This is a genomic window from Streptomyces sp. ST2-7A, from assembly GCF_021390475.1.
In the GTDB taxonomy this organism is placed as follows: domain Bacteria; phylum Actinomycetota; class Actinomycetes; order Streptomycetales; family Streptomycetaceae; genus Streptomyces.
In genome coordinates this window covers 1-22,598 of sequence record NZ_JAJUWS010000040.1, presented here as the reverse complement: position 1 = coordinate 22,598, position 22,598 = coordinate 1, and the positions used below count along the sequence as shown (strand labels likewise).

The window sequence follows — 22,598 nt, the reverse complement described above, 5'->3', positions numbered from 1 at the left end:
CGATGTCCTCACCGACGGCTTCCCGCTCGTGTCGTGTCGCTTCGTTTCGTGTCGCCCGGGGAGGGCGCGGGCGCGCCGGGGTGCGCGGGCCCCACGGGTGGGGGCCGACGTGCCCGGAATCCCGGGCGGGGCACGAACCGCGCGGGCCCGTGGGTCAGGGGGCTGCCACGGAGACCCCGTCGACGGCTTCACGGCCGCTTCGGGGAGGCCCGCCCTGCCGCACCGGTGCCGGGGCACGAGGCCCTGGGCCGGAGGACACCCCCGGGTCGGCGTCACGAACGCTTCGACGGGGACCCGGCCGGGCCGGGGCGCGGACGGGGGGCCGACCGCACGGGGTCTCACGAACGCCTCGCCCGGGTCGCCGGCGCACCGGCGGCCCGGGCGCGTCCCCGCGGGTCCCGGGGAGGACACCCCCGGTCGGCCTCACGAAGACCTCGGGAGGTCACGGCCGCGCCGGCCCCGCCCGGAGCGCGTCACCGCCACGCCGGAACCCGTGGGCCCCGGCGCCGGGGAACGGTCACGGTCGGCTTCGCGGCCGCTTCCGGGAGGTCACGGCCGCGCCGGGGTCCGGGGCGCGTCACCGCGCCGGGGCGCGGGCCCGGTGGGTGGGGGACGGTCACGGCCGTCGGGGGTTCGGCGTCCGTCCCACCGTGGCGACGCGGGCGCGGCCGGGGCGTCCGGGCGCGGTGTCGTACGACGGGGGCGCGCCGCGCGCCGTCTCACCCCGCCGTCTCACGACGCCGTCTCACGACGCCGTGGCGCGGACGGCACGGCACCCGGACGGCTCCGGACGGACGGCCCACCCCGGGGCGCGACCCGACCGGGACGGAACCGGCTCGACCGGGACCGGGAGGCGCGGGCGCACCGCCGGGGCCGCGCGGCCCCGGCGCGGGGGTCAGCCCTTGTCGCCCTTGTCGCCACCCTTGCCACCACGACCGCCGAAGGAGCTCATCGACTCGTAGATCTCCTTGCACATGGGGCAGACCGGGTATTTCTTGGGGTCCCGACCGGGCACCCAGACCTTGCCGCAGAGCGCCACGACGGGGCTGCCGTCGATCGCGCTCGCCATGATCTTGTCCTTCTGGACGTAGTGCGCGAAACGCTCGTGGTCGCCGTCACCGTGGGACGTCTGCGGGGTGGGTTCGACCAGGGTGCCGGTACCCGTCCCGCGCTCGGGCTCAGGAGTGCTCATGGATCCCAAGCCTAATTGAGCGACGGGTCGTCCGGGTATGTGGCCAACAGGGCCAGTCCGGAGCGCTGGCGTCGCAGCACGGCCCGCCACAGACCCTCCGGCCGGGGCACCGAGACGTCGCCGGGTTCGGAGTCCACGACGTACCAGGCGCCCTCCTCCAGTTCGCTCTCGAGCTGACCGGCCCCCCATCCCGCGTAGCCGGCGAAGACCCGCAGCGCGCCGACCCCGCCCGCGAGGACCTCGGGGGGCGCGTCGAGGTCCACCAGGCCGATCGAGCCGTGCACGCGCCGCCAGCCGAGCGGTCCCTCGCCGGGGACCACGGCCAGCGCGAGCGCGGCGTCCAGTGCCACCGGCCCGCCCCGGAAGACGACCCCCGGCTCGACGGCGAGCGCGGCCCAGGGCTCCAGCACCGCGGAGACGTCCACGAGGGTGGGGCGGTTGAGGACCACGCCGAGGGCTCCGTCGTCGTCGTGATCGAGGATCAGGACGACGGAACGCGTGAAGTTGGGATCCGCCAGGGCGGGGGCGGCGACCAACAGCCGCCCGACGAGCGAGGACACCTCGGTCATGACGCCATGATTGCCCATCCGGGGGCTGCTCGGGAGGACAACGACGCATCGCGCCCCGGCGGATGACCGGAGCGGTCGGGGACGGTTCGGCGGATCGCCGACCGGCGTGCGACTGCCGTGCTACCCGAGTTTTTCGTACAGATGTCCGGAGTGGGTGCGCGGTCAGCCGGAGGAGCGCGCCGAACACCGGGACCCTCCCCGTCGAACACCGGACCGAGGGGTGCTCGGTCTCGGCGCGCCACCGGTCGGGATGCCGGAAGGGGCGCCACGGGGCCGGGAACTTCCGCATCGCGTCGGCCGGCGCCCGGAATCGCCCCGTTCCCGACCCGCTCCGCCGCGACCGGGTCACGGTCGCGCCGAGGGCGCCTCGGGAACCGGACGGGACGTGCCGGGAAATTCGGGAACGCCACCGGGAGCACCCCGCGAAACGCCGGGGGAAGTCGTCGGGGAACACCCGCGGAACGACGCGGAACACGTCAAGGGGATACGGGGAGGAACGCCGACCGAGCGGCGCCCGACGGATGTTCGGGTCACTCATCGGGGGGAATGGTCAGCACGATTGTCCGATTATCATCGTGTCTGGTTCCCACCCCTTCCCGCAGATCGCGAGTTCCATGACCGACACCGACACCGATGACGTCCTGCTCGTTCGCGGCGGCACACCGCTGGAGGGCGAGATCACCGTACGCGGCGCGAAGAACCTGGTCCCCAAGGCCATGGTCGCCGCGCTCCTCGGCAGCGGACCCAGCAGATTGCGGAACGTCCCCGACATCCGGGACGTGCGGGTGGTGCGGGGCCTGCTCCAACTGCACGGGGTGACCGTACGCGCCGGTGAGGAGCCCGGCGAACTGGTGATGGACCCCTCACGGGTGGAGAGGGCCCACGTCGCGGACATCGACGCGCACGCCGGTTCCTCCCGCATTCCGATCCTGTTCTGCGGCCCGCTGCTGCACCGCCTGGGACACGCCTTCATCCCCGGCCTGGGCGGCTGCGACATCGGCGGCCGGCCGGTCGACTTCCACTTCGACGTACTGCGCAAATTCGGCGCCCGCATCGACAAGCGCGAGGACGGCCAGTATCTGGAGGCCCCGCAGCGCCTCCAGGGATGCAAAATCAGCCTGCCCTACCCCTCTGTCGGCGCCACCGAACAGGTACTGCTCACGGCCGTGCTGGCGGAAGGGCTGACCGAGCTCTCCAACGCGGCGGTGGAACCGGAGATCGAGGACCTGATCTGCGTTCTGCAGAAGATGGGCGCGATCATCTCCCTGGACACCGACCGCACCATCCGGATCACCGGTGTGGACCGTCTCGACGGATACACCCACCGGGCGCTGCCGGACCGGCTGGAGTCGGCCTCCTGGGCCAGCGCGGCGCTCGCGACCGGCGGTGACATCGTCGTCCGGGGTGCCGGCCAGCGCGAGATGATGACCTTCCTGAACGTCTATCGGAAGGTCGGCGGCGCCTTCGAGGTCACCGACGACGGAATCCGTTTCCGGCACCCCGGCGGACCGCTGAACTCCATCGCCCTGGAGACCGACGTGCACCCCGGTTTCCAGACCGACTGGCAGCAGCCGCTGGTGGTCGCCCTCACCCAGGCCACCGGGCTCTCGATCGTCCACGAGACCGTATACGAGTCGCGGCTGGGCTTCACCGAGGCGTTGAACCAGATGGGCGCCCGGATCCAGCTCTACCGCGAGTGTCTGGGCGGCACCCCCTGCCGCTTCGGGCGGCGCAACTTCCTGCACTCGGCGGTGGTCTCCGGGCCGACCCGCCTGCAGGGCGGCGAACTGGTCATCCCCGACCTGCGCGGTGGATTCTCGTACCTGATCGCCGCCCTGGCCGCCGAGGGCACCTCACGGGTGCACGGCATCGACCTGATCAACCGGGGCTACGAGAACTTCATGGGCAAGCTCGAGAGGCTCGGCGCCAAGGTCGAGCGCCCCTGAGGGTCGCTTCCCCCCGCCGGGCCCCGTCGACCGGGAAACCCGGGACCGTCCGTCGTCCGGCCCGGCGGACGGGCGGGACCACGGACGGTGGGAATCACTTGCCCTTGGCGGCGTCCTTGAGCTTCGAGCCCGCGGAGACCTTGACGCTGTAACCGGCGGGGATCTGGATCGGCTCGCCGGTCTGCGGGTTGCGGGCGGTACGGGCGGCACGGTGGGTGCGCTCGAAGGTCAGGAAACCGGGAATGGTGACCTTCTCCTCGCCCTTGGCGACGACCTCGCCGGTCACCTCGGCGAGCGCGGCCAGCACGGCATCGGCGTCCTTGCGGGTCACCTCGGCGCGCTCGGACAGCGCGGCCACCAGCTCGGTGCGGTTCATAGTTCGTACTCCTGTGTGTTTCTTGCCGGTCGGGCGTGAGATCGAAGCCGATGGTGCCAGGGTGCTCGGACAGCACCCCGGTCGGGTCCGCCTGTTCGGCCTCTCGCCCGAGTGTGCATCCTGCCCCCGGAACCGGCCGGAAAGCCAATCCGGCGCCGCCCCGGCCGGGCGATCAGCCTACGGGTGACAACCCGCCGACCACGCACGACGCGCCGCCGAATGGGTCCGAAGGACCGTTCGGACCACTCCCGCGGGGTATCGGCGCCCTCCCCCGGCCACTCATCGGAGTGATCTTCGACACCGGGACACACCCGGCGCGCGGCGGGGGCGCGCGGAACGCCCGAAAGGGTGCCGGGGCACGCCGGGGGGACCGGGGCCGGCCGGTCCCCCCGACAATGATCACATCCGGTCACGCCGGGGCGGCCCGGACCACCCGCGGGCCCGGAACCCCGGGGCCCCGCGGATCAGGGCCCGGCGGGCGCCTCGGAGGCCGCGGACGCCGCGGCGCGGGTGCGCTCGACGGCGTCGCGCACGGCTCCCGCCACCGTGCCGGAGACCCTCTCGTTGAAGACGCTGGGCACGATGTAGTTCGGGTTCAGCTCGTCCGGGCCCACCACGTCGGCCAGGGCGCGGGCGGCGGCCAGCATCATCGTCTCGTCCACCGTGCGGGACTGGGCGTCCAGCAGGCCCCGGAAGACGCCGGGGAAGACCAGCACGTTGTTGATCTGGTTGGGGAAGTCCGACCGGCCGGTGGCCACCACCGCCGCCGTGCGACGGGCGACGGCCGGGTCGATCTCCGGGTCGGGGTTGGCGAGCGCGAACACGATGGCACCCTCGGCCATCGCCGCCACGTCATCGGCGTCCAGCACGTCGGGGGCGGAGACGCCGACGAAGACATCGGCCCCCACCACCGCTTCCTTGAGGGTGCCGGTGAGGCCGGTGGGGTTGGTGTTGTCGGCGATCCAGCGCAGCGGGGTGTCGGCGTCCGCGTCGGCCAGATCCTCCCGCCCGGCGTGCACCACGCCGTGGATGTCGGCGACCACCGCGTCCCGCACACCGGCGGCGAGCAGCAGCCGCAGGATCGCCGTACCGGCGGCGCCCGCCCCGGACATCACGACCCGTACCCCGCCCAGGTCCTTGCCGACCACCCGCAGCGCGTTGTGCAGGGCGGCGAGCACCACGATGGCGGTGCCGTGCTGGTCGTCGTGGAAGACCGGGATGTCCAGGGCCTCGCGCAGCCGCGCCTCGATCTCGAAGCAGCGCGGCGCGGAGATGTCCTCCAGGTTGATGCCGGCGAAGCCGGGGGCGATGGCCCGGACGATCTCGACGATGGCGTCGGTGTCCTGGGTGTCCAGGCACAACGGCCAGGCGTCGATCCCGGCGAACCGCTTGAACAGGGCCGCCTTGCCCTCCATGACCGGCAGCGCGGCCTTCGGGCCGATGTTGCCCAGCCCGAGGACGGCGGAGCCGTCGGTGACCACGGCGACGCTGTTGCGCTTGATGGTCAGCCGGCGGGCGTCCTCGGGGTTGGCGGCGATCTGGGTGCACACCCGGGCCACACCGGGGGTGTAGATCATCGAGAGGTCGTCGCGGTTGCGAATGGGGTGCTTGGAGCTCATCTCGATCTTGCCGCCGAGGTGCATCAGGAAGGTCCGGTCGGAGACCTTGCCGACGGTGACGCCCTCGATCGTCCGCAACTTCTGCACGATCTCGTCGGCGTGCGCGGTGGAGGTCGCGGCGACCGTGACGTCGATGCGCAGGCGCTCGTGGCCCGAGGCGGTGACGTCGAGGCCGGTCACGTGGCCGCCGGAGGACTCCACGACCGTGGTGAGCTGACTGACGGCGGTGCCGCCGGCGGGCACCTCCAGTCGCACGGTCATCGAATAGGAGACGCTGGGCGCCGTTGCCATGGCGGAACTTCCTTCTCTATCCCTGTGTGTGCCGAGGGAATCAGCCCTGTGATGCGCGGCGGACGCGGCGGTCCGGGGGTTCGCCCGGCCCCTCGCCCGACGGCGCGCCCCCGCATCGTCGCACTTACCGACGAGTACGCGGTAATGCGTGGTATGTCGTGCGGATCTCATCGGGAGCCGCCCCACGACCCTAGGAGACGGCGTCGCGGCGGGCCGGCCCCGGAGCCCTCCGACCCCGGGAACAATACGACCGCAACACCGAACACCTCGGATCGGCCGGCGAATCCCGGCCGGCCGCCGGGGCCGGCCGGTCGGTGACGTCCCGCCCCGGCACCGGTCCGGCGACCGTGCGACCGGGGTCGGCGGGAACGGGATCATCGTTCACATATGTGAACGGTGATGGACCCGCCGGGCCGGCGGGCCGGGGCGAACACCACGCCTCCCGGGACCACCCGGCGCACCACGGGAAGGGCCCCGGGACCCGGCGGGACGGCGGATGGCACCCCCGCCCCGGCCCGCCTCCCGCGAGCGGGCGAAGCCCGAGGGCGGGAGGGACGGAACGGAACAGGGGCGAGGTTCTCGGAGCCCGGGTCCGGGACCGACCCCGCGACCGCCGGGCCGGGGCGCACCCGTCCGCACGGCCGGACCCGCGCCGGGCGGGATCAGGCGGCGTCGAGGGCGGCGACGGCCGGGGCCGGCCCGGGGCACGGCGCGGCGACCGATTCCTCGCGGATGTCCTCCGCCCTCAGATGGGTTCCGGGCAGCACCAGTTCCTCCACCGTCGGCCGACGGCCGGTGAGGATCCAGCGGCAGACCGCCGCGAGTTGGTAGGCGATCAGCGGTGGCACCGCGTCCCCGATGTGCCGGTAGCGGTTGGCCAGCGCGCCCTCGAAGCGGTAGCCGCGCGGGAAACCGTTCAGGATGCCCAACTCCCGCACCGTGCACAGTCGGTCCTGCACCGGGTGCGCGTACCGGCCGTTGCCCACGTGGGCGCACTCGCGCTTGACGGTGGGCGCCGGCCGGTCCCAGGCCATCCGCCCGTACACGTCGGGGAAGCTGCCGAAGTCCCCCCGGCGGGCGGAACGCGCCATGCTGGGGGTCAGGTACCCCTCGCCGTCGGGCAGGACCAGCAACTCCCGCCAGGAGCCGCCGTCGTGCGGGATGGCCCGCACCCGGCGCTCGGTGGCGGCGGAGTGGAAGCCGGGCGAGGCGTGCGAGGGATCGTCGGGGTGCGCGACGCCCGCCGGCAGCGGCGGCAGGCCGCCGATCGCGCGGCGGACGGTGATCGCCTCCGGTGCGAGCGAGCGGCCGGCCCAGGCGTCCCGCGGGGTACGGAGGGGCAGTCCCTCGGCGACCGCGATCACCAGGGCGCGCTCGCGGACCTGCGGCAGCCCGAAGTCGGTGAGGAAGTGCCGCTCGGCGTGCACGGTGTAGCCGCGCGCCTCCAGGTCGGCGCGGAGCATGTCGAAGTGGTGGCTCCAACGACCCTGCAACAGTTCGCGGGCGTTCTCCATCACCAACACCCGGGGACGCAGCGCGTCCACGTGCACGATGGTGCGGCGCACCAGGCTGTTGCGACGGTCGTCGGTGAGGTGGTTGCGGGCGTTGGTGCGGGAGAAGCCCGTGCAAGGAGGGCAGGCGGAGAGCACGTCCACCGGCCCGGTGACGCCCATCATCGCCATCAGTTCGTCGGGTTCGACCTCGGAGAGGTCCACCTCCACCGGCCGCAGACCCATATTGGCGGTATAGGTCGCGTTGCAGGCCAGCGCGCCGGGCGGGCTGCTCGGCTTGCCCAACTGCGCGTCGGCGGCGCCGAGCAGGGTGAAGTCCGGTTGGGCGTGGAAGCCGTAGCTCATGCCCCCGCCGCCGGAGAACAGGTCCACCACCGTGAAGGGCGCACCCGGTCGCTCCGGTCCGCCGCCCCGCTCCGTCATCCGCCTGCCTCCCGCAGCCACCCGATGCGCTGGAGACTAACAGTCCCGTCCGATCCGGGCCGGCATCGCGATCTCAGCGCCCGCGCAGGTGGTCGCGGAGAGCCCGGGCGACACGGCCCATCAGCGCCTCGGCGTCGGGTTGGGCACCCGCCGGCACACCCGACTCGGTGAGGGCGGCGACGGCGTAGCACCCGCCGTCGGTGTGCTCGACGACCCCGACCTCGTGACGGAGGTTCAGCAGGGTGCCGGTTTTGGAGGACCAGCGGGCGGAGTCGGAGACGAAGTCCGGGGCCAGGCGTTGGCGCAGCAGGTTGTCCCCCATCACCTCGCGCACCCGGGCGGCGGTCGCCGGGTGGATGCCGGAGCCGTCCGCCGGCGGCGTCCACAGCGCCTCCAGCAGGTCGGTGAAGGCGCGGGCGGTGCCGGAGTTGGCGCGGCTGACGTCGAGTTGGGGGACGAGGTGGCCGCGCCCCCGGGTGCCGGCGTCGATGGCCAGGACGTGCGCCAGGTGCACCTCGGCGGTGTCGAGCCGCTCGGCGGGGGTGTCGTTCAACTCCCCGATGGTGTGGCGGACGGTGATGCCGCGCAGGCCGTGCGCGCGCAGCGACGCGGTGACCCGGTCGGGCGGGGTGAGGGCGAAGAGGGTGTCGGCGGCGACGTTGTCGCTGATCGCCACCGCGAGGTGGACCAGATCGTCCACCGCGATTCGCGCCGGGTGGCGGAAGCGGCCCAGGCCGGTGGGGGTGGGCCGGGCGAGGTCGGTGGGGTCGACGGTGATCCGGTGCGCGCCGTCGATCTCACCGCGCCGCACGCGGTCCACGGTGGCCAGTGCCAGCGGCACCTTGGCCAGGGAGGCGATGGGCAGTTCGAGATCGGGGTCGATGCCCACCTCCTCGCCGGTGCGCAGGTCGCGGACGAGGAAGGAGCCGGTCAGGCCGCCCTCGCGCAGTTCGGCGCGGAGCCCCGCCACGAGGCGGTCGGTGGTCACGGGGCGGACCTCCGGGGGCCGGCGGTCGGACCGGTCGGCCCGGAAGTGTCGGTACCGACCGGACCGGTGGGGCCGGAGGTGCCGGCCGGATCGGGACCGGTGAAGCCGGGATCGGTCGGATCGTCGGGACCGGCCGGATCGGGACCGGCCGGATCGGGACCGGTGAAACCGGAGAAGCCGGGACCGGCCGAACCGGCCGAACCGGAGGCACCGGAGCCCGTCGGACCGGAAGCACCGGCGCCGACACCGGGGCCGGCCGGGTCGTCGTGGTCGGGAGGGACCGTGGTGCCCGCCGGATCGGTGGAATCCCCCGGCTCGGCACCCAGGCAACGGGCGATGGCCTCCCCCAGCCGGGCCCCGAGCCGCTCCGCGTCATCCGCCGACCCGGCGACCAGCGCGTACCCCCGGACGAGGTCGATCTCCCCGACCGGCAGCCAGCGCAGCCCGAACTCGCGGGCCCTCGCCGGGGAGCACACCAACAGGTCCTCGGAGCCCAGGGCACGGGCCGCCGCCGCCTCCGGGCTCGTCTCCACGACCAGTTGGGACGGCCGCAGGCCCACCGCCCCGCACACCCGGAGCAGTCGGTCGCGGACGTGCGGCACGTCGTCCTCCGGTTCCAGGCACAACCGGCGCGCCGGGCCTCCGCCCCGGCCGAGGCGGAGGGTCTCCACGTACAGCCGGCGCCCGGCGGGGACGGCACGGCCGGCCACTCCGAGCCGAACGGTCCAGGTCGCCTCGGTCGGCGGCACCGCGAGCAGGGCGGCGCGCACGGTGCGGGAGGCGAGCAGTTCGGCCCGTTCGGCCGGCGGGCCCGGTCGGGAGTCCAGCGGGATGCCCCGCCCGGTCGCCTCGGCGAGCAGCCGGGCCAGTTCCCGACGCGGACAGGTGTCGGGCACGGCCAGCCCGACGGGGGCGCGACGGGCGCGCTCGGCCTCGTCCTCCAGCGATTCGGCGGCCAGCACCAGTCTCCGGGCGGCGGGCAGCAGGTGCCGGCCGAAGGGCGTGGGGGTGGTGCGTCGGGAACCACGCTCGAAGAGGGGTTGCCCCAGATGCCGTTCGAGGGCCGCCACCCGCCGGCTGGCCACCGACTGCGACATCCGGGCCGCCGCCGCCCCGACGGTGAAGCTGTTGCGTTCGCTCACGTGCACGAAGGCCCGACACGCCCCCACCAGGTCCATGACGCCCACCCTAGCCGGCCGGCACATCCATGCCGGATCGGCATGGAATCGCGCGTTCCCGTCTTGGACCGCATGGTGGGCCCGCCGTCAGGGTGGCCGTGTCCCCGGGATCCCCGGGGTGTCCGGGACCGCGCCGTACCGCGCCGTCCCACCGTTCCCGACACTCGTCACACCGGGTGTCCGAGCCGACACGAAAGGTCGAGATGACCCCCGCGTTCCCCGTTCTCCTCGCCCGCCGTCCCTCCCCCGCCGAGCCGCTCGAACCCACCCGCCCCGGCCGCCGTGCCCCGGGGCGGGCCCGCCGCGTCCTGGCCGGGGCGGTGGGCGCCCTCGTCCTGGCCCCGCTCGCGGCCTGCGGCGTCGGCACGACGGAGGCCGCCACCCCGACCCCACCGGCCGGCTCCGCCCCCGCCTCCGCCGCGCACGGCCCCGAGATCGATCGGGAGGCCCTGGACGAGGCCTTCGCCGAACTGGAGGAGCGGTACGACGCCCGGCTCGGCGTCTACGCCGTGGACACCGGCACCGGCGCGGAGATCGACCACCGGGCCGACGAGCGCTTCGCGTACGCCTCCACCTTCAAGGTCCTGGCGGCGGGCGCCGTGCTGCGCGAGTACACGGTGGAGGGCATCGACGAGGTCATCCCCTACGCCGAGGAGAGCCTGGTCGAGCACTCCCCCGTCACCGAGGAGTTCGCCGGGGTCGGCATGACCCTGCGCGATCTGTGCGCGGCCGCCCTGCGGTTCAGTGACAACACCGCCGCGAACCTGATGTTCGACGCGCTCGGCGGACCCGGGGCGCTCAACGACGTCCTGCGCGAGTGGGGTGACGAGGTGACCGTGATGAGCCGGTACGAGACCGAGCTGAACGAGGCGGTGCCCGGCGACGACCGGGACACCAGCACCCCCCGCGCCCTGGCGGGGAACCTGCGGGCCCTCCTGCTCGGCGACGTGCTCGAGGCACCCGAGCGGGAGTTGCTGACCGAGTGGATGCTCACCAACCTCACCGGCGACACCCTCATCCGGGCCGGAGTGCCCGAGGGGTGGGAGGTCGCCGACCGGAGCGGCGCCGGCGGGTACGGCACCCGGAACAACATCGCCGTGGTGTGGCCGGAGGAGGGCGACCCGCTGGTGATGGCGGTCCTCTCCAGCCGGGACGTCGAGGGCGCCGAGCGCGACGACGCGCTGATCGCGGACGCGGCCGGCGTGGTGGCCGACGCCCTCGCCCGCCCCGCCTCCTGACCCGCCCCCGGCCCTCCCCACGGGGGCGGGGCCGGCCACGAGGGCTCCGAAAGCCTGCCATGCTGGTGTGCACGAACCACGGCCCCGCCCGGGGCCGGCCGCCGGCGGGGAGCCGGCGACGGAGCGGAGCCCGGACGTCACGGGCCCGACAACGGAGGATGTGCGAAGGATGACGGAGCAGGTGCGGTCCCTGGCCGATGAGGTGGAGGCGGCGGTGTCGGCGGCGATGGCCGAGACACTGCCGGCCGAGCTGGCGGCGCTGGACCCGCTCGTGCGACGTTCCGACCACGCCGACTTCCAGTCGAACGTGGCGCTGTCGTTGGCCAAGCGGCTCGGCGAGAAGCCGCGCGACGTGGCCGAGCGGCTGCGCGAGCGGCTGGCCGCCGTGGCGTGGATCACCTCGGTGGAGGTCTCCGGGCCGGGCTTCCTGAACATCCGCCTCGCCGACACCGCGCTGTTGGAGCGGCTGTCCGCCCGCCTGGGCGATCCCCGGCTGGGGGTACCGCGCGAGCGGTCCGGCGACGTGGCCGTGGTGGACTACTCCGCCCCGAACGTGGCCAAGGAGATGCACGTCGGGCACCTGCGCTCGACGCTGATCGGCGACTCCCTGGTGCGGGTGCTCGACTTCCTGGGCACCGACGTCGTGCGGCAGAACCACATCGGCGACTGGGGCACCCAGTTCGGCATGTTGATCCAGTACCTGACCGAGCACCCGGAGACCCGGTGGCGGACCGCCGACCTGGACGCCCCCGAGGGAGAGAGCACCGCCGGGGCCGGGGACGCGGTCTCCGCGCTGGACTCCCTCTACCGCGAGGCCCGCAAGCTGTTCGACGCCGACCCCGCCTTCAAGGAGCGGGCGCAGCGTCGGGTGGTGGCCCTGCAGGCCGGTGACGAGGAGACGGTCGCCGCCTGGCGGGAGATCGTGACCGAGTCCGAGGCCGCCTTCCAGCGGATCTACGCCCGCCTGGGCGTGCTGCTCACCCTGGACGACGTGGCCGGCGAGTCCTTCTACAACCCGCGCCTGCGGTCGGTGGTGGACGAGCTCGGGGAGAAGGGCATCGTCGAGGAGAGCGACGGCGCCCTGTGCGTCTTCTACGACGACATCCGAGGCCCGGAGGACACCCCGGTGCCGATGATCGTGCGGAAGGCGGACGGCGGCTTCGGCTACTCGGCCACCGACCTGGCGGCCGTGCGGTACCGGACCCGGGAGCTGAAGGCCAACCGCCTGCTGTACGTGGTGGACGCCCGACAGGCCCAGCACTTCGACATGCTCTTCCGCACCGCTCGCCGCGCCGGCTGGCTGACGGACGACATCGAGGCCGTCCACGTGCGCAACGGCACGATCAACGGCCCCGACGGCCGCCCGTTCAAGACCCGTGCCGGCGGCACCGTCCGGCTGGCCGACCTGCTGGACGACGCCGAGGGCCGGGCGCGCGAGGTGGTCGCGGAGAAGAACCCGGAGCTGACCGGCGAGGAGTTGGACGCCATCGCCCGGGGCGCGGGGATCGCCGCCGTGAAGTACGCGGAGCTGTCCACCTCGCGGGCCAAGGACTACGTCTTCGACGTGACGCGCATGGTCTCCTTCAGCGGCCAGACCGGCGTCTACCTCCAGTACACCCACACCCGGATCGCCTCGATCCTGCGGCGGGCCGGGGACGACGCGTCGGCGGCGCGCTTCGACACCTCGCTGCCGCTGGAGCGGGCCGAGCGGGAACTGGCCCTGGCGGTGGACGAGTTCGGCGCGGTGCTGAACTCGGTGGCGGAGACGCTGGAGCCGCATCGGCTGGCCGGCTGGCTCTACACGCTGGCCAAGGCGTACACCGACTTCTACGAGAACTGCCCGGTACTGCGGGAGGGCGTCCCGGCGGAGATCCGGACCAACCGACTGGCGCTGTGCCGACTGACCGGCGACACCCTGGCCCGGGGCCTGTCCCTGCTGGGCATCGCCGCCCCCGACCGCATGTGATCGACCACGTGTGACACCCCGTCGGCCCCACGCCCCTCGCGGGGCCGACGCCCGTCACCCACGGCCCACCCGGGCCATCACCTCGTCCGCGAGGTCCCGGGTGGGCCGTTCGCCGTCCAGCACGACGGTGTCGCCGGGCAGGGCGTCCACGGCGGCGACGCGCTCCGGGACACGGCGGTGACACCAGCGGCGGGCCGCCTCGTCCCGCTCGGGGTCGTCGGGGTGGAGCACCCCGGCGTCGATGCGACGCCCCAATTCCTCGACGGAACCCCTCGGGAAGACGTGGTGGAGGGGGACGCCGGCCCGGCGCAGACCGCCGATGATCTCCTCCGGGTGGGCGGGGTTCACCCGGGTCATCGGGACGAGCACGGGCCGTCCCGGGTACTCCTCGACCAGCCCGATCGCGAGGGAGGTCACCTGACGGCCCCACAGCACCAGGTCCTGGAAGTTCCCCGTGGGCACGGGGACGATCTCCCGCAGCACGAACCCGATCCACTCGGATCGAACACCGGGGCGTCGGGCAGACGGCGCTTCAACTCCCCGGTGAGGGTGGTCTCGCCGCTTCCGAAGGCGCCGTTGATCCGGATCAGCACGCGGGGCTCCCGGCGTCGGTGACGGGGTGAGGGGCGGTGTGGAGACGACCCCGCCTCTGCGCCACCGTCGGCTACCACCCCGTGCCGCATGGAGTCGGCCCCGCCGGCGGAACCCGGAACCACCGGCCGGGATCCGACCCCGTCCGGTCCGGCCCGGATGGGGCGGCGAGGAGGCGGCGGACGGCGGACGGCCGCGAACGGGTCGTCACGAAGGAGGGCCCCGGTTCGCGGGGAACCGGGGCCCGTCCGCCTCCCCGACCGGGGTCGGGGAGGCGGTACGTTGAGCACCGACCCGCCAGCTCGCCTCGCGGCAAGTGGTCGCTCGCGGCGACTATGGTTGGGCCCGGGGGCATGGATCGGGCCGGTGCACACCCAGGCTAACAAACGCCGGCCCGACGGTCTTCCCCACGCGAACACGCCCGCGCGCACCGGCGCGAAAGCTCCCTCGGCGCACGCCGTCGGTGCCCTTCCCCCTCCGTACTCCCCGGCACGTCCCGCCGGAACACCCCGGGGCACCCATCGGGATGCCCCCCGGGACGTCCCGATGGGCGGCTCCGGTACCGGGACCCCGGCCGTCGTCGGGTCAGCGCAGCAGGTCGGGCACGCCGGCGGCGTCGGGACGGTCCTCCGGCCAGGAGACCACGGTGAGCCGCTGCGTGGCGCGGGTGAGGTCCACGTACAGCACCCGCAGACCCGCCGGGGTCTCGTCCGCGATCCGGGCCGGTGACAGCAGCAGCGTGGCGTCGTACTCCAGCCCCTTGGCCTCCAGGCTGCCGAGCACCAGCAGCCGCTCGTCCATGCCGGCCAGCCGACGCCGGGTCTCCTCCCGGCGTCCCATGGCGGTGATCACACCCACCGTGCCCTCGACCTCCGCCAGCAGCCGACGGGCCTCGGCGCGGATCGTCTCCGTCGCGGCGTCCTCTCCGGCGGACCCGCCGGCCCGTGTCCGACCCCGCGCGGGCCCGGAGGCGGACGCGGGCACCGCGACGAACCTCGGCTCGATACCCACCGAGCGGACCGCGCGGGGCGGTTCGACGCCGGGCATCGCCAGCCGCAACACCCCGTCGGCCACCCGGGCGATCTCGGCGGGGTTGCGGTAGTTGACGGTCAGCTCGAAACGCCGGCGGGGCCGCTTGCCCAGTGCCGCGTCCCGTTCCCGTCCGGCCTCCTCCGGTTCGGTCCACGAACTCTGCGCCGGGTCCCCGACCACGGTCCAGGTGGCCTGCCGGCCGCGCCGGCCGACCATCCGCCACTGCATGGGGGTGAGGTCCTGCGCCTCGTCGACGATGATGTGCGCGTAACCGAGGCGCTCCCGCTCCTCCGCCTCGGCCTCGAGGTCGCGGCGGCGGGCGGTGCGGTCGGCGAAGGTGGTGACCTCCCGCACGCCCAACTCGGCGAGCATCTCCTCCTCGGTCCGCCGACGGGGGCGCGGCGGGGTGCCCAGCAGGGTGCGCAACTCGTCCAGCAGCGCCACGTCGTGCACCGACAGCCCGGTGCCCCCGGGGGTGACCCGTGCCAGGGAGCGCGCCACCCGGCGGACCTCGCCGGGGCGCAGGATCCGACGCGACCAGCCGGACAGCCGCCGCTCGTCGGCCATCGCCCGCAACACCCCCAGCGGGGTCAGCTCGGGCCACCACTCGGCGAGGAAGTCGATGAAGTCGGTCTCCTCGGAGACGTCCTCGAAGAAGGCGTCGCGGGCCTCGGCGGCGAGCGCCGGGTCGTCGGCGTGCCGGCGGGCGGCGCCGGCCTTCTCCCACAGTGCCTCCAGCAGCAGCCGGCGGGCGCGCGGCAGCAGCAGGTTGACCGGGGCGGTGCCGGAGAGGGCGGTGGAGCGCACGGCGGCGAGTTCACCGGCGTCCAGCTCGATCCGTCCGCCGAAGGCGACCACCCGCAGGCGGTCGGGGCGCTTGCCGGCCTCCAGCGCGCCGCGCGCGGCCCTGGCGAGCACCCGGGTCATCCGGGCCGAGCCCTTCACCACGGCGATCGGTTGTTCGTCGTGGGCCGTGGCCTCCGTTCCGTCGATCAGGGAGCCCAGGGCACGGATGACGACCTGGCCCTCCTCACCGAGGGAGGGCAGCACGCCCTCGGTGTAGGAGACGAGCAGGGGGGTGGGGCTGACGATCAGGATGCCCCCGGCGTAGCGGCGGCGGTCCCGGTAGAGCAGGTAGGCGGCGCGGTGCAGGGCGACGGCGGTCTTGCCGGTGCCGGGCCCACCGGTGACCTCCACGACGGAGGCGGCGGGAGCGCGGATGACCTCGTCCTGTTCGGCCTGGATGGAGGCGACGATGTCCCGCATCCGGGGGCCCCGGGCCCGGCCGAGGGCGGCCATCAGCGCGCCGTCGCCGACCACGGGCAGCTCACCGCCGTCGAGCAGGGCGCGCAGGCCGGGACGCAGCAGGTCGTCCTCCACGCCCAGGACGCGCCGGCCCCGGCTGCGGATGACGCGGCGGCGCACGACGCGGCCGGGTTCGACGGGGGTGGCCCGGTAGAAGGGGGCGGCGGCGGGGGCTCGCCAGTCGATCACCAGCGGCACGTACTCGGCGTCCAGGACGCCGAGCCGGCCGATGTGCAGGGTCTCGGCGATGTCGGCGACGGGGGCCCCGTCCTCCTCGCGGACGGCGTCCTCGGCCGGCTCGACGGAGGTCTGTGCGCCGTCGGGTCCGCGCTCGCCGTCCCGGCCGGCGAGCAGGTCGATGCGGCCGAAGAGGAAGTCCTCGAACTCGCTGTTGAGGCGGTTGAGGTGGAGACCGGCGCGGAAGACCAGGGCATCGCGCTCGGCGAGGGCGCCGGGGGTGCCCACCCGGCCGCGCCGGGCGGCGTCGTCCATGAGGAACTCGGCCTCGTGGATCTTCTCCTCCAGCCGCCGGTACACGACGTCGAGGTGACGCTGCTCGACGCGGATCTCCCGCTCGCGGACGTCCAAGGCCACAGCCCCCTTCTGATTCGGACAGGGCAGCCGTCAACCGTACACCGCGCGACCGGCGCGGACCGCCCCTTCCCGCCGGTCGGAAGGGGTTTCCCCGCACCGGCGGAGCGGCTCCGGCGACGGGTGGGGCGGAGCGGTGAAGGAGTCGCGGGGGAACGGGGCGGGAACGGCGGGAACACGGCCCCGCCGGGGCGCCGGGCGCGGTATTCGCGGCGGTGGCCGGCTCCGGCGTCGGGCCGGGGGCCGGGGGCCGTCCCGACGAGACGAACGAAGCGGACTCCGGAACGGTATCGGGGACGGTGTCGGGGGCGGGGAGACCGCCCCGGCCGCCCCGTCCCCGCCGGGACGGCCGGGGTGCCGGCCGGGGCGGGGTGCCGGGGCGAACCCCGGGGACGGACGGGCACCCGGACGGTCCTTCCGGGGATGGCCGGCCGCCGGACCCGGGAAACGGGCCCGGCGGAGGCGGCCGGCCCCGGGCACCGGCACGGTGCCGTCGGTGCCGTCAGGCGTCGTACTTGTGTCCGTCGGCGGCCGGGTCCACCGCCAGCCGGTAGCCGCGCTTGACCACGGTCTGGATGAGCCGGGGCGCGCCCAGCGCGGTGCGCAACCGCGCCATCGCGGTCTCCACGGCGTGCTCGTCGCGCCCGGCGCCGGGCAGGGCACGCAGCAGGTCGGCCCGGGGCACCACCCAGCCGGGGCGGCGGGCGAGGGCGCGCAGCAGGGCCATCCCGGCGGGCGGCACGGGCCGCAGTTCGTCGTCTACGAGCACCGCGTGGCCGCGCAGTTGGACGGTGTACCCGGCCACCCGCAACGGTCCGGACCGGTTGGGCAGCTCGTCGCAGAGCAGTTGCACCAGCGGGCCCAGGCGGAAGCGCTCGGGGTGCCGGGTGGGCACGGCGCGCGACTGGAGGGGCAGGGCTGTGACCGGGCCGACGCAGATCGGCAGCACATCCCCGCGCAGCGCGTCCAGGAGTTCCTCCTGCCGACCGAGTTCGGCGGCCCGTTCCAGCAGGGAGGCTGCGGCCGGGGCGCTGGTGAAGGTGACGGCGTCCAGGTGCCGGCCCAGGACGGCGTCGATGAGGCGGTCGACCGGGCCGAGGTCGATGGGCGGCATCCAGCGGTAGACCGGGACGTCCACCACCTCGGCGCCGGCCTCGCGCAGCGACTCGATGAAGCCGGGCAGCGGCTCGCCGTGCAGTTGCAGCGCGATGCGCCGGCCGGCCACGCCGTGTTCCAGGAGCCGTTCGAGGACCTCGGCCATGGATTCCGAGGCGGGCGACCAGTCCTCGGTGAGGCCGGCGGCCCGGACGGCGCCGCGCACCTTGGGGCCCCGGGCCAACAGCTCGGCGGCGTCCAGGGTGCGCAGCAGGTCGTCGCCCAGGCCCCAGCCGTCGGCGGCCGAGATCCAGCCCCGGAAGCCGATGGCGGTGGTGGCCACCACGATGTCGGGGACGCGGTCGATGAGTCCGCGGGTGGCGTCGAGCAGCAGGTCGTCGTCGGACAGGGGGACGATGCGCAGGGCCGGGGCGTGTTGCACCCGGGCGCCCCGGCGTTCGAGCAGGGCGCCGAGTTCCTCCGCCCGGCGGGCGGCGGTGACCCCGATCGTGAAACCGTCCAGGGGTTTGATCCGATCTGCTGTCCGCATCCTGTATCCGCTCCAACGTCGTCGTACGCGGGCACCGAGCCTGTCAACAGGGCGTGACGGACTCGGTGCCTCGACATTTCCCGGATGTAACACCCGGGGCGCGCGTGGTGGGCGGAGTCACACCCCGGCGTACGCGCGCCGTCCCTCCGGTTCGGTCGTTCCGGTCGCGGGCCCGCCGGCGGGGGCCGGGCGGGCGGAACCGCGCGCGTATACGGCCCATGTCACCGCGACGCAGGCGACGTAGAAGGCGCAGAAGACCACGAAGGCGGCGGTGCCGTTGCCGGAGGTCATGAAGGACTGCCGCAGGGCGAGGTTGATACCCAGACCGCCGAAGGCCCCGACCGAACCGATGATCACCATGGTGGCACCGGACAGCCGTCGCGCGTACACCGCGGCCTCCTCGCCCACCAGCCCCATGGTCGACGCCTTGGCGCGGTAGATACCGGGGATCATCTTGTAGGTGGAGCCGTTGCCCAGACCGGTGAGGACGAACAGCGGGATGAAACCGGCGACGAACAGCGGCAGCGACTCCAGCCTCGAGGCCACGACCACCACTCCGGAGACGGCGGCCATCGCGACGAAGTTCCACAGCGTGATCCGGGCACCGCCCCACCGGTCGGCGAGCCGGCCCCCGATGGGCCGGATCAGCGAACCGAGCAGCGGCCCGATGAAGGTGATGGAGGCGGCCTCCAGCGGTGTGCGGTCGAACTGGTTCTGCAACACCAGTCCGAAGGCGAAGCCGTAGCCGATGAAGGAACCGAAGGTGCCGATGTAGAGGAAGGACATGATCCAGGTGTGGCCCTCGCGGGCGGCCTCCCGGGCGGCACCGGTGTCGTTGGAGACCGGCCCCAGGTTGTCCATGCGGCGCCAACTGAGCACCACCGCCAGCACGATCAACGGGAGGTAGAAGGCGACCAGCAGACGGGGGTACTGCGCGCCGGCCACGAAGATCACCAGCAGTGCCACCCACTGCACCACCGGCACGCCGATGTTGCCGCCACCGGCGTTCAGGCCCAGCGCCCAGCCCTTGAGGCGCATCGGGTAGAAGCTGTTGATGTTCGTCATCGAGGAGGCGAAGTTGCCGCCGCCGAAGCCGGTGAGGATCGCGACCACCACGAAGGTGGTGTACGAGGTGCCGGGCTCCATCACCACCAGCAGGGCCGTGGTGGGGATCAGGAGCAGCGCGGCGCTGATCACCGTCCAGTTCCGGCCGCCGAAGCGGGCGACGGCGAAGCCGTAGGGGATGCGCAGCCCGGCGCCGACCGCCGAGGCGATCGCCACCAGGAAGAACTTTCCGGCGGCGTCGATGCCGTACTCGGGGCCCATGAACAGGGCCAGGACGGAGAACATCGTCCACACCGAGAAGCCGATGTGCTCGGAGACGATGGAGAACACCAGGTTGCGGCGGGCCACGTGGCGGCCCTCGCGCTCCCAGAATCGTTCGTCCTCGGGGTCCCAGGTCTCGATCCAGCGCCCGCCGCGACGGGCGGGGGTGGTGGTCGGAGCAGTCATCACGCCTCCAGGAGGTCCTGCGGGAAGGGCACGGCGGTCGGGCGGGGTCCGCGTCGCGGCGGACGACGGCGCGAGCGGGGCCGGCGGGGGACGGGACCGGCCGGGGATGAGCGGATGGGCGACGAGTGGGCACGGGGTGGGTGGCGGGACGGCCCGGACGGGGCGGGTCACGCGGCGCCGGGATCATGGGACGCCACGGGAAGAACGCTAGACAGGCCGCGTTTCACCGCTGTGCCGTTCGGTGACGTGAACGAAACCTTGCTCTCACCCGACGGTGGGGCGCGCGGTGAGCGTCACCCGGTCCGACCCCGGGGAACGCCCCGGCGGGGACGCCTCCCGGCGGCGGCCGGCACGCGGCCCACGGGGGCGTCGAAACCATCGGGACCCCGGGAATCGGCGGGGCCACGCGCCCGGACCACCGGGGCGGGCGCGCACGACGACCACCCCACCCCCGTACAGGCCCGGGTACGGAGGTGGGGTGGGGCGGGAGGGGCCGGCCGGGGTGCCGGTGGGGTCGGCCCGGGGTGGTCGGGGAGGTCGGGTGGCCGGGGGGCGGGGCCGATCAGCCGACGTGATCCAAGAGCCCCGGCAGCGGCTTGGGCCCCAGACAGGTGCTCTTGGTGGGCATACCGGCCCCGCTGGCGGCACCGGCCCAGATCTGGTTCCAGGTGGGTGGCGGCAGCACCAGACCGGCCTCACCGGGGCCGGGCAGCCGCGTGGTGTAACGGGGGGTGGGATCGATGCCCTGTTCCTCGCAGAGCGCGGGGATCAGCACGTGGTCACTGACGGCGGCGTCCAACTCGGCCCACTCGGCGGGGAACCGGCGCAACCTGCCGGCGAGCAGGGAGGTGGAGATGCCGGCCAACTCCCAGGTGCGGCCGGCGCCGGTGAGCAGGAAACTGCCACGCGGCGGGGGCGGGTAGGTCCCCCGGGGACGGGGGCGCACCCGGGCGAAGCGGCGCGCGGCGCCGGCCGCCCGGTGGGGATCCAGGCCCGGCACCACCCGGTGGGTGGCGGTCAGGGTGAGGGGGTGGTTGCCGTGATCGACGACCAGCGCCGGCAGGCGTGCCGGGGCCCGCGCCGGTCGGCTGCGGTCGATGCGCCGGGCGGCCTCGAGCCGGTGGTGGCCGTCGGCCAGCAGGACCGGGCCCAGGGGCGGCGGGGCCGCGCTCCAGCGCCGATCGCAGGTCCACAGCAGCACTTCCCCGGCGTCCGAGGTGGGGAGCACCGCGTCGGGGGCCCCCGCCGAGGTCAGCTCGATGCACTCGCGGAAGGTGTCCAGGTCCGGGGCGGCCAGCAGCAGCGGGTCGGGGGAGGGAGCCGGTGGGCCGCCGGCGGCGCGTCGGTCGCTCAGCAGCCGGCTCTGCCGGTCCACCTCCGCCTCGGTGACCCGCTGGTGCCGCAGTACGTGGCCGGACTCGGTGCCGCGCACGTCGAGGGTCCCGAGCACACCTCGCTGGGCGACCCGGCCGGTGGCGTCGCGGCGCTCGACCACGTGGGAGGGGACCAACAGGTCCGATCGGGGCTCGATGACCCTGGTCAGGGCCGGCGGGGACAGCACGTCAGACGGCACTGAGCTCCTCTTCCTCAACCCGGGCGGTCTCGTGCTCCCCGGTCGTAGGGCGCTGGCTGGTGATTCCGTTCGCATCGGTGTCGGCCGGGTGGCCGGTACCGGTGGGGGACACGGTGTCCCCGGGTGGGGACTGTTCCGCCGGGTCGGCCACCGGATTCGGCGCGCGGTGGGTCGTGGGCCGAGGTGGTGCGGGGAGGGCCGGCGGGATGCCCGGGGCTCCCGCTCCTCGACCGTCGGGGGCGTCCGCGGGGGCGATTCCCCCGGTGTCGGCCCGGCGCCCGGAACCGGGTCCGACGTGGTCCCGGGGGCGGTCGCGCTCCCGGGGGAACCCGGCGTCGGGCCGGGCCGGCGCGTTCGTTCCCGGCGGGTCACCCCCACCACCGGCGGCGTCTCCGGTGAACGGGGGTAACGGGGTGGCCCCCGCCCGTCCGGGGTCACCGACGGGGCCGGGGTCCGGGGGATCGGCGGGGCGGTTCCCCGGGCGGGGGCGCGGGGCCGGCCGGCGATCGGTACCCGCGGGGGTCCGGTTCCGTTCCGGAGGGGCAGCGCCGAAGGCCGGGGGCGATGCCCCGGGCCGCCCCGGGGAGGAACCTACCGTCCGGTCGGTTCGTCGGGGACCGGTCTCGCCGCCGGAAGCCCGGGAGCCCCCGCCGGCGATCTCACCGACCCGCGCCCCGTACGCGGCGCGGGCGGCTTCGACGACGGCGCGGGCCGCCTCCCGGTGGGGGGAGGCCGGGAGGCGGCCCGGCGGGGCGAGTCGGGCCTCGGCCGCGCGCAGCGCGGTGGCCACCCGCCCGGGGGTGGGTCCGGAGGCGATGACCGCGACCTGCGCGACGTGTCCGGCGACCCGGCTGGTGATCGCCGGCGCACGTCGGCCGCGAAGTGCCTCCGAACCGGTGGTGTCCGCCGCCGGCCCGGGGCGGGCGTTCCCGAAGGGGAAGCCGCCCGGACGAAGCGGGGAAAGCCGGGGCGAAGTGTGGAAGCCGGCGAGCCCGCCGGTGACGACCGCCGACGCGCCGAGGGATTCCGGAAAGCGCCGCGAGGACAGGGAG

At 74.5% G+C, this 22,598-nt stretch carries 15 protein-coding genes; 3 read left to right on the top strand and 12 right to left on the bottom strand.

What is annotated here, in order from left to right:
• Positions 1 to 895: 895 nt before the first annotated feature.
• Positions 896 to 1,192 (bottom strand): DUF3039 domain-containing protein, encoded by a 297-nt coding sequence (locus LZF96_RS20870; RefSeq protein ID WP_233875213.1) that lies wholly within the window; start codon positions 1,190 to 1,192, stop codon positions 896 to 898.
• A gap of 11 nt (positions 1,193 to 1,203) precedes the next feature.
• Positions 1,204 to 1,761: a YqgE/AlgH family protein gene (locus LZF96_RS20865; RefSeq protein WP_233875210.1), complete on the bottom strand. Its 558-nt coding sequence runs from the start codon at positions 1,759 to 1,761 to the stop codon at positions 1,204 to 1,206.
• 614 nt (positions 1,762 to 2,375) lie between these two features.
• On the opposite strand from LZF96_RS20865, the gene murA reads away from it, so the two are divergent.
• Positions 2,376 to 3,707, top strand: coding sequence for a UDP-N-acetylglucosamine 1-carboxyvinyltransferase (murA, locus tag LZF96_RS20860; RefSeq protein ID WP_233875345.1), 1,332 nt, complete (start codon positions 2,376 to 2,378; stop codon positions 3,705 to 3,707).
• 94 nt (positions 3,708 to 3,801) lie between these two features.
• Here murA and LZF96_RS20855 read toward each other — a convergent pair whose 3' ends face one another.
• From LZF96_RS20855 to LZF96_RS20835, 5 genes are all read right to left on the bottom strand, one after another.
• Complete coding sequence (locus LZF96_RS20855; RefSeq protein WP_182662874.1) at positions 3,802 to 4,083, bottom strand: HU family DNA-binding protein; 282 nt, start codon at positions 4,081 to 4,083, stop codon at positions 3,802 to 3,804.
• Positions 4,084 to 4,547: 464 nt separating this feature from the next.
• Positions 4,548 to 5,993 (bottom strand): NAD-dependent malic enzyme, encoded by a 1,446-nt coding sequence (locus LZF96_RS20850; RefSeq protein WP_233875207.1) that lies wholly within the window; start codon positions 5,991 to 5,993, stop codon positions 4,548 to 4,550.
• Between the two features lie 662 nt (positions 5,994 to 6,655).
• Positions 6,656 to 7,927 (bottom strand): DNA cytosine methyltransferase, encoded by a 1,272-nt coding sequence (locus LZF96_RS20845; RefSeq protein ID WP_233875202.1) that lies wholly within the window; start codon positions 7,925 to 7,927, stop codon positions 6,656 to 6,658.
• Positions 7,928 to 8,000: 73 nt separating this feature from the next.
• Positions 8,001 to 8,915 carry a serine hydrolase gene (locus LZF96_RS20840; protein ID WP_233875197.1) on the bottom strand — a complete coding sequence of 305 codons (915 nt, stop codon included), beginning with the start codon at positions 8,913 to 8,915 and terminating at the stop codon, positions 8,001 to 8,003.
• Entirely contained in the window at positions 8,912 to 10,093 is a 1,182-nt protein-coding gene (locus LZF96_RS20835; protein ID WP_308294253.1) for a LysR family transcriptional regulator, read from the bottom strand. The genes LZF96_RS20840 and LZF96_RS20835 overlap by 4 nt, the downstream gene beginning before the upstream one ends.
• Before the next feature lie 203 nt (positions 10,094 to 10,296).
• Here LZF96_RS20835 and bla point away from each other — a divergent pair, with 203 nt between their 5' ends.
• Both bla and argS read left to right on the top strand, forming a co-directional pair.
• Positions 10,297 to 11,331, top strand: a complete 1,035-nt coding sequence (gene bla, locus LZF96_RS20830; protein ID WP_233875195.1) for a class A beta-lactamase — start codon at positions 10,297 to 10,299, stop codon at positions 11,329 to 11,331.
• 169 nt (positions 11,332 to 11,500) lie between these two features.
• Positions 11,501 to 13,297, top strand: a complete 1,797-nt coding sequence (gene argS, locus LZF96_RS20825; RefSeq protein WP_233875192.1) for an arginine--tRNA ligase — start codon at positions 11,501 to 11,503, stop codon at positions 13,295 to 13,297.
• A gap of 54 nt (positions 13,298 to 13,351) precedes the next feature.
• Here the strand turns inward: argS and LZF96_RS20820 are convergent, their stop codons facing one another.
• The 5 genes from LZF96_RS20820 to LZF96_RS20800 all read right to left on the bottom strand — a co-directional run bounded on the left by LZF96_RS20820 (position 13,352) and on the right by LZF96_RS20800 (position 21,546).
• Positions 13,352 to 13,759, bottom strand: coding sequence for a TmrB-like protein (locus tag LZF96_RS20820; protein ID WP_308294252.1), 408 nt, complete (start codon positions 13,757 to 13,759; stop codon positions 13,352 to 13,354).
• 714 nt (positions 13,760 to 14,473) lie between these two features.
• Positions 14,474 to 16,813, bottom strand: coding sequence for an AAA family ATPase (locus LZF96_RS20815; protein ID WP_233875343.1), 2,340 nt, complete (start codon positions 16,811 to 16,813; stop codon positions 14,474 to 14,476).
• A 505-nt stretch (positions 16,814 to 17,318) separates the two neighbouring features.
• On the bottom strand, positions 17,319 to 18,461 hold the full coding sequence (locus tag LZF96_RS20810; protein WP_233875188.1) for a uroporphyrinogen-III synthase: 1,143 nt from the start codon (positions 18,459 to 18,461) through the stop codon (positions 17,319 to 17,321).
• Between the two features lie 117 nt (positions 18,462 to 18,578).
• The gene (locus LZF96_RS20805; protein ID WP_233875185.1) at positions 18,579 to 19,973 is read right to left on the bottom strand and encodes a NarK/NasA family nitrate transporter; all 1,395 of its coding nucleotides are present in this window, start codon (positions 19,971 to 19,973) and stop codon (positions 18,579 to 18,581) included.
• Positions 19,974 to 20,535: 562 nt separating this feature from the next.
• Positions 20,536 to 21,546: a DUF1015 family protein gene (locus LZF96_RS20800; protein WP_233875181.1), complete on the bottom strand. Its 1,011-nt coding sequence runs from the start codon at positions 21,544 to 21,546 to the stop codon at positions 20,536 to 20,538.
• Positions 21,547 to 22,598 lie beyond the last annotated feature (1,052 nt).

What these genes read in the sequence shown, in the direction of transcription:
- LZF96_RS20870 (WP_233875213.1), bottom strand. Translation starts at nt 1,192, where the DNA reads ATGAGCACTCCTGAGCCCGAGCGCGGGACGGGTACCGGCACCCTGGTC.
- LZF96_RS20865 (WP_233875210.1), bottom strand. Translation starts at nt 1,761, where the DNA reads ATGACCGAGGTGTCCTCGCTCGTCGGGCGGCTGTTGGTCGCCGCCCCC.
- murA (WP_233875345.1), top strand. Translation starts at nt 2,376, where the DNA reads ATGACCGACACCGACACCGATGACGTCCTGCTCGTTCGCGGCGGCACA.
- LZF96_RS20855 (WP_182662874.1), bottom strand. Translation starts at nt 4,083, where the DNA reads ATGAACCGCACCGAGCTGGTGGCCGCGCTGTCCGAGCGCGCCGAGGTG.
- LZF96_RS20850 (WP_233875207.1), bottom strand. Translation starts at nt 5,993, where the DNA reads ATGGCAACGGCGCCCAGCGTCTCCTATTCGATGACCGTGCGACTGGAG.
- LZF96_RS20845 (WP_233875202.1), bottom strand. Translation starts at nt 7,927, where the DNA reads ATGACGGAGCGGGGCGGCGGACCGGAGCGACCGGGTGCGCCCTTCACG.
- LZF96_RS20835 (WP_308294253.1), bottom strand. Translation starts at nt 10,093, where the DNA reads ATGGACCTGGTGGGGGCGTGTCGGGCCTTCGTGCACGTGAGCGAACGC.
- bla (WP_233875195.1), top strand. Translation starts at nt 10,297, where the DNA reads ATGACCCCCGCGTTCCCCGTTCTCCTCGCCCGCCGTCCCTCCCCCGCC.
- argS (WP_233875192.1), top strand. Translation starts at nt 11,501, where the DNA reads ATGACGGAGCAGGTGCGGTCCCTGGCCGATGAGGTGGAGGCGGCGGTG.
- LZF96_RS20810 (WP_233875188.1), bottom strand. Translation starts at nt 18,461, where the DNA reads ATGCGGACAGCAGATCGGATCAAACCCCTGGACGGTTTCACGATCGGG.
- LZF96_RS20805 (WP_233875185.1), bottom strand. Translation starts at nt 19,973, where the DNA reads ATGACTGCTCCGACCACCACCCCCGCCCGTCGCGGCGGGCGCTGGATC.